Below are 6,787 nucleotides of genomic sequence, written 5' to 3'. Positions count from 1 at the left end.
CATCTTTACGGGCTCCTCCAATATGATAAAGGATCTTCTAGGGTTCTCTACCTGATCTTTTTAGGATTAAAAATAATTAAAACACTTCAAGGCAAATTCCTTAACGAAAAGGAGAAAGGCCTACGCTCATCCTAAAGCCAGCTTCATTATATAATTCTTATCTAAATACCTAAATGGCCATCCAGCAATGCCTTGGCAAGTTTTTTNGGGCTTTGGAGTTGAAGGTCAGTAAAATGGTTAAATCTTCAAATCATCAGCTTCCTAGCAGGTTGTAAGGAGGTGATTTATTTTTTTTGGAGAAAAAATAATATTTGTCACCCATGTCATAGTGCTTATGTGTCATTGGGTAAAACGATTAAACGGGTGAATAAAAATTCAGAGGAAATAGATTTTTCAATTATTTGGAAGAAGCTGCACTCCAGTCTAAATGAGGAAGAGGAAGGGCAGCTGAGCCAGTGGCTCGCAAGTCATTCGGATCATCAGGACTATTACAATAAGGTAAAGGTTTTTTATGAAAAAGGGAGCAAGTTTGAGAATGGGACTAAAAATGCTGGGGAAGCCTGGGCGGCTCTGGAAAAAAAAGATGATTTTCGGAAGCCAGGCAGGAGCAACCGAATAGTCTTTTATGCGGCAGCCGTCGCAGCCAATTTGGTGCTGCTGTGTATTGCCTATTTTGTATTTAAGCCCTACCTCACCGAACCAAAGGAAGTCAAAGCCCTCGCCAGCCAGATTCTGCCGGGCACTGACAGGGCCATATTGCTAACTGAGGAGGGCAGCTATGATCTCTCTTCCGGAGCTCCTCTGGCTCTGGAGGAAGGTGGGACGGCGGTGCGCAGTCAGGGAAACCAAATCCAGTATGATGAGGCCAATGGAGCGAGTGGGAAAGTGACTTTTAACACTTTATTAGTGCCTAAGGGTGGCCAGTTTAACCTGATCCTCGCAGATGGCACCAAAGTCTGGCTGAATGCAAATTCTCAACTGAAATACCCCACTAGTTTTCCAGGGGACAGCCGCGTGGTAGAGCTTCAGGGGGAAGCTTATTTTGAGGTTCAGGAAGACGCCAGGAAGCCCTTTAAGGTGCTGACAGGCGAGCAAGTAGTACAGGTGTGGGGTACCTCCTTCAATATCTCCTCCTATGAGGATGAGGAGGCCATTGCCACCACCCTAGTGGAAGGAAAAGTAGAAGTTTTTCTTACCAATTCCTCCGCCGGACACCAGATGCTGAGCCCAAATCAACAAAGCTTATACCATAAGAATGAGGCCAGTCTGGAGTCAAAAACAGTAGATGTGCACAAGTATATAGCGTGGAAAGAAGGATGGTTTGTCTTTCAGGACAAACCCTTGGTGGCCATTATCAATAGCCTTGCCAGATGGTATGACTTCTCTTTTGAGTTCAAGAATGAAGAGACGAAAAGTATCCCTTTTACCGGCAAAATAAGAAGGTATGAAGACCTTCAGGAAGTAATGGATTTATTGCAAAAAACTGGTGACGTGAAATTTAAACTGGAAAGGAGGAATATGATCATAGAATAAATTACCAACCATGGGACTTCTGTTTTTATCAGACACCCAAATAAACCCTATAACTATTTGTTTAAATTAAGCACTTAACAATTATGCTAAAAAAGCCCAATAACCTCCCCTTTTTCATGAGGGGTAAACTCTTATTAATAGTAAAGTTTGCTATTATAGTGCTATTGTCTAATGTGATGCAAGTGTCCGCAAGCACCGGCACGCAGAATGGCACCATAGCCCTGGACCTCCATCAGGTGACCGCCGAGCAGGTGTTCGAGGAACTAAAGTCGCAGAGTGATTTTAGTTTTTTATATCGTTCAGATCTCATCAGAGAAATCCCAAAACTCAGCATCAAAGTAGATAAAGTAGGAATAGAAAAAGTCCTCGATCAGGTACTGACTCCCTATCAGTTTACCTATGAAATACAGGACAAAACCATTGTTATTCGTAAGCAATCAAACCCCATAATAGATGAGAAACCATTACCTATAAGCCAAGTAGCCGTAAAGATCATTGGGAAAATCGTGGATGAAACAGGGGAAGCTCTGCCAGGAGTATCTATATTGGAAAAAGGCACTACCAATGGGACTGTGACCGATATCGATGGGAAATATGCCATCGATGTGGCCTCCGATGAATCCGTATTGGTATTCAGTTTTATTGGAATGAACACCCAAGAAATCCGTGTAGGTAGCCGACGCTCCTTAGATGTGGAGCTGATCGCCAATACGGAATCCCTCGATGAGGTGATCGTAATTGGCTATGGTACCCAGAAGAAGTCGGATCTTACTGGCGCCGTGGGCTCCGTAGCTGAGAAGGACCTCAGCGATCGTCCCTCTGCCAGCTTGAGCCAAAACCTCTCTGGACGTGTCCAAGGGGTGAATGTCTCCGTAAACTCCGGAAGACCGGGCGGCCGTGCCAATATTCGAATCCGTGGCAATACCTCAGTGAGCATCGCCAATGATCCCCTGTACGTGATCGATGGAGTGATCCTGAATGCGGGAGGCTTGGCCAATGGTAGTACACCAATTGACTATATCAATCCTGGCGATATCGCTTCTATAGAAGTACTAAAAGATGCCTCCGCCACCGCTATATATGGTGCCAGAGGTGCCAATGGGGTGATCCTCGTGACCACCAAGCGGGGAGGAAAAGAAGGAGGAAGAATCTCCTATGAAGGAAATTATAGTGTAGGAGTCCTGCCAAAGAAAATTCCATTACTTAATTCAGAGCAGTTCCTGGCAACGGAAGACCTGGCCTATCAAAATGCTCAAAAGTATGATCCTACAGGTTGGGCAAACGGCATCTATGTGGATCCAAAACTTAAGCGGACCGATCCTCGACTATTTGATGCCAACGGAAATCCACTTTATGATACCGACTGGCAGGAAGAATCCTTCAAGCCTGCATTTACCCAAAATCACCAACTGAGCGTGACCGGCGGCAATGCAGATGAATCCTACGGTCTGTACTTAGGCTATAGAAATGAAGATGGCCTGATGGCTGAATCATGGATGAAAAGATATTCTACCCGGTTTGTATTCGATAGCAAAGTGAAAGATTGGGTGAAAATCGGCGGCGTACTGAGCTATAATGACCAAAAGGAAAGCCAGGTGGATCCACTTGGGGGTGGAGGAATCATCGCCATGAGACAAGTATTGGAAGAACTACCCATCATCCCTGTGCGCTATCCTGATGGCACCTGGGCAGGAAATGAAGACTATCCGGGTATGGAAGGTGGCAATAACCCCATCCATGTGGTCAACGAAAGACTTTACCTTCTAAGTACCCAGACCCTCATCGGAAATGTTTATGCGAACTTTTATATTACCGAAGGCTTACAACTTCGCTCCAGCGTATCCACCAATATCATTAATCAGCGTACCGATTATTATGGTGGCCGAAGCCTAAACTATATTGCCAAAAACCAAAAAGGAGATGCCTATATTCGTAATGACCGTAGAAATTCCTGGCAGTTTGAAAATTACCTGACCTATGTGCGTGAGCTCAATGAGGATCATCATCTGAATGCCATGCTTGGATTATCATGGCAGCATGTGGACGATTTATACAGTCAGGCACGCGCTCAGAACTTTCAGGATGATTACTTCACCTTTAATAATTTGGGTGCTGGCGCCAATGCGATTCAGCCTGGATCAGGCACGACTGCCTATGGTCTGAACTCTTACTTTTCCAGAATTAACTATATTCTGAAAGACAAATACCTCTTTACCCTTACTGGCCGGGCCGATGGTTCTTCCAAATTCGGGGAAGAGAATCGTTTTGCATTCTTTCCTTCTGCCGCAGTGGCTTGGAGAGCTTCTGATGAGGCTTTCTTGAAATCCAGCAACTCAATTTCTAACCTGAAACTGCGAGCCAGCATCGGCCAAACGGGGAACTCGGAAATCACCGCTTACCAGGCCCTTGCAGGAATGGGGAATTATGCTGTGATCTTCGACGGACAGCGCGAAATAGGCATGGGAATCAGCCGTCTTGCCAACCCGGATTTGAGATGGGAAAAAACCACTCAGGTGGATTTTGGAATGGAATTAGGCTTTATGCAAAACCGATTCATGCTAGAAGTGGACCTCTATCGTAAGGTGACTGAAGATATGCTGCTTAGTGCTCCAGTGCCTTCCAGCAGTGGATATACCGTCGTGAGTCAAAACGTGGGAAGCATGGAGAACAAAGGAATTGAAGTAGGGATCAATACGGTGAATATCGAAAAGGGACAATTCTCCTGGAGCACCACCTTCAATATCTCTATAAACAAAAATGAGGTTACCGAATTGGCTGGCGGCTCTGATATTTTCTTGGGATCCACAATCGTTCGTAAGGGAGAGCCCGTGGGTTCGTTCTTCGGATTTGTGCATGAAGGCACCTGGAATTCGGATGAAGAATCCCTCGCAGCTGAATACAATAAGCGACCTGGAGATATCAAATACCGTGACGTGAACGAAGATGGCGTGATCAATGATGCCGATCGAGTGGTGATCGGAAAAGGTATTCCTGACGGATTTGGCACCTTCTCGAATACCTTCCGCTATAAGGGATTTGAGCTCCTGGTGGATCTCCAATATAGCTACGGCAATGATGTGCTGTTCAGAAGTAAGCACTCCGCTGAAGATCGTACCGGCATCGCCAATAGCTTCGCTACCGTCCTAAACGCTTGGACACCAGAAAGTCAAAATACCAATGTGGCTCAGATCAGACCGCTGGTGGCTGGGTATAATACCAATAATGACTCAGACCGCGTAAGAGAAGCTTCATTCCTGAGAGGAAGAAACCTGCTGCTTGCATACAATTTTAATCCTTCCGTTTTGGACCGATTAAATCTGCATAATCTGAGAACCTTCGTGTCTATCCAGAACTTCTTCTTATCCACCAAATATGAAGGTTACGACCCGGAAGTCTCCACTTCAGGAGCTGCTTTTGACCAGGGGGTGGATCTATATGCTTACCCTAAGCCAAGAGTATTTATGTTAGGTGTGAATATCACTCTTTAATCCCAAGCCTTACTATGAAAAGTATAAAATCAATACTATATAAATCCTCACTGATGCTGACCGCAGTACTTGGTTTTGGATGCTCGGACTTTCTGGATGAAACAGATAAGTCAAACTTCACTTTGGAGAATTATTTTACCAAACCTGAGCATGCCACCTCGGTGGTGAACTCCATCTATGAAAGCCTCCGGCCGATCACCGTAAGTGGTTTTGGTGGAGGAACCTGGATGATGACCGAGTTCGCCACAGGTCTTGCAGATACGGATTTGGGCCAGGCCCAAAATAGTTTGTTCATCAAAAACCTGATCAATAACTCCGATAATGGATACGGGCAAACCTACTGGACCAGTTATTACAGAGGTATTGCCAATGCCAATCTGGCGATAGCCGAAATTCCTGGAATCAGCATGGATGAGGCGGAGAAGAATGCACTGCTCGGTGAAGCGTATTTTATGAGAGCCTATTATTATTTTCACCTCGTACGTCTATTTGGAAATATTCCTTTGGTGACTGATCCTATCGATTTGACATCAGAAGATTTATTTGCCCCTCCTGCAGACCCTGCGGACGTATATGATAGGATAGTTGCCGATCTGCTGGAAGCAGAAAAGATGGGCCTTCCCATGCGGGATGCCTCCGGTCGTGCCTCACAGGGGGCAGTGAAGTCCCTGCTGTCTTCCGTCTATCTGACCATGGCTGGATATCCTTTACAGAGGGGGAGTGAGTATTATGCCCTGGCAGCAGACAAAGCCGAGGAGGTGATTAACTCGGGCACTTTTGACCTGTTTCCGTCCTATGATGATCTTCATGATCCGGCTCAAAATAACCTGGGTGAGCATATCTTTATGATACAATTTGCCCCCTATCTCATGGCCTCCACCTGGCAGGTTTCGATCATTCCTTATAATAGAGGGATCTCCAATTATAGCGCAGAGACAGGAGGGATATTTGCCGATGAAAACTTCGTCAAAGCCTATCCAGAGGGCGATAAAAGAGTGGAAGAAAAGGCCTTTTATTATACTAGCTATACCACGAGATCGGACCGTACTCAGTCCATTGAGCTGGGAGATTACTACCTGTTCAAGCACTTTGACGCCGAAGCCCAGACCAATACCACTAGTAGCGGTCTAAACTGGCCGGTGATCCGATATGCAGAGGTACTACTCCTCTTCGCAGAGGCCTCCAATGAAGCCAACGGACCAAATACCGCAGCCTATGAGGCCGTAAATAAGATCAGAAGCCGTGCCGAATTGCCAGCATTAGAGGGCCTCTCCAAGGAAGATCTGAGAACTGCTATTTGGAAAGAAAAATGGTTTGAGCTGTCCTTCGAAAATAAAACATGGTTTGACATGGTCCGCTTAAGACAAGCATATAATGTCACCACGGGCTTATTTGAGGATTATGTGGGGCACACCTTTGTGTATGGACCACAGGTCACAGAGAGAGAACTCCTCTTTCCTATCCCTACTGCAGAAATGCGGAATAATCATAAACTCATCCAAAACCCTGGATATTAAAGATCCATTGTCTGCAAAGACGCAAGGTGCTAATAACCTGAGCAGCATTGATTATATCCTTCTGCCAGCAAATAGAGCACCTTGTATGGGTTAAATAATTTAGTTGGGATAGTGAATCGCCTCATCAGCTGAGTTTCTTCTGAAACCTCAGTTGGTGGGGCTTTTTGTTTGGGCTTACCATAGAATGTCCCTCGCACTAGCGCATAGCCATTGGTGGCGAGAAATAGATTTGATTATATTTGGGGCAAA

3 protein-coding genes are annotated in these 6,787 nt (G+C 45.5%); all 3 read left to right on the top strand.

The window, feature by feature from the left end; translation table 11 throughout:
- The first annotated feature begins 363 nt into the window (after positions 1-363).
- Entirely contained in the window at positions 364-1,533 is a 1,170-nt protein-coding gene (locus tag B050_RS22730; protein WP_157492919.1) for a FecR family protein, read from the top strand.
- 116 nt (positions 1,534-1,649) lie between these two features.
- On the top strand, positions 1,650-5,021 hold the full coding sequence (locus B050_RS0120175; RefSeq protein ID WP_189458077.1) for a TonB-dependent receptor: 3,372 nt from the start codon (positions 1,650-1,652) through the stop codon (positions 5,019-5,021).
- Positions 5,022-5,035: 14 nt separating this feature from the next.
- Positions 5,036-6,538: a RagB/SusD family nutrient uptake outer membrane protein gene (locus B050_RS0120170; protein WP_018475769.1), complete on the top strand. Its 1,503-nt coding sequence runs from the start codon at positions 5,036-5,038 to the stop codon at positions 6,536-6,538.
- The last annotated feature ends 249 nt before the right edge of the window (positions 6,539-6,787 follow it).

Source organism: Echinicola pacifica DSM 19836 (assembly GCF_000373245.1).
GTDB lineage: Bacteria > Bacteroidota > Bacteroidia > Cytophagales > Cyclobacteriaceae > Echinicola > Echinicola pacifica.
Note: the sequence above shows the minus strand (reverse complement) of the source record. Positions and strands in the feature narration are given on the sequence as shown.

What these genes read in the sequence shown, in the direction of transcription:
- B050_RS0120175 (WP_189458077.1), top strand. Translation starts at nt 1,650, where the DNA reads ATGAGGGGTAAACTCTTATTAATAGTAAAGTTTGCTATTATAGTGCTA.
- B050_RS0120170 (WP_018475769.1), top strand. Translation starts at nt 5,036, where the DNA reads ATGAAAAGTATAAAATCAATACTATATAAATCCTCACTGATGCTGACC.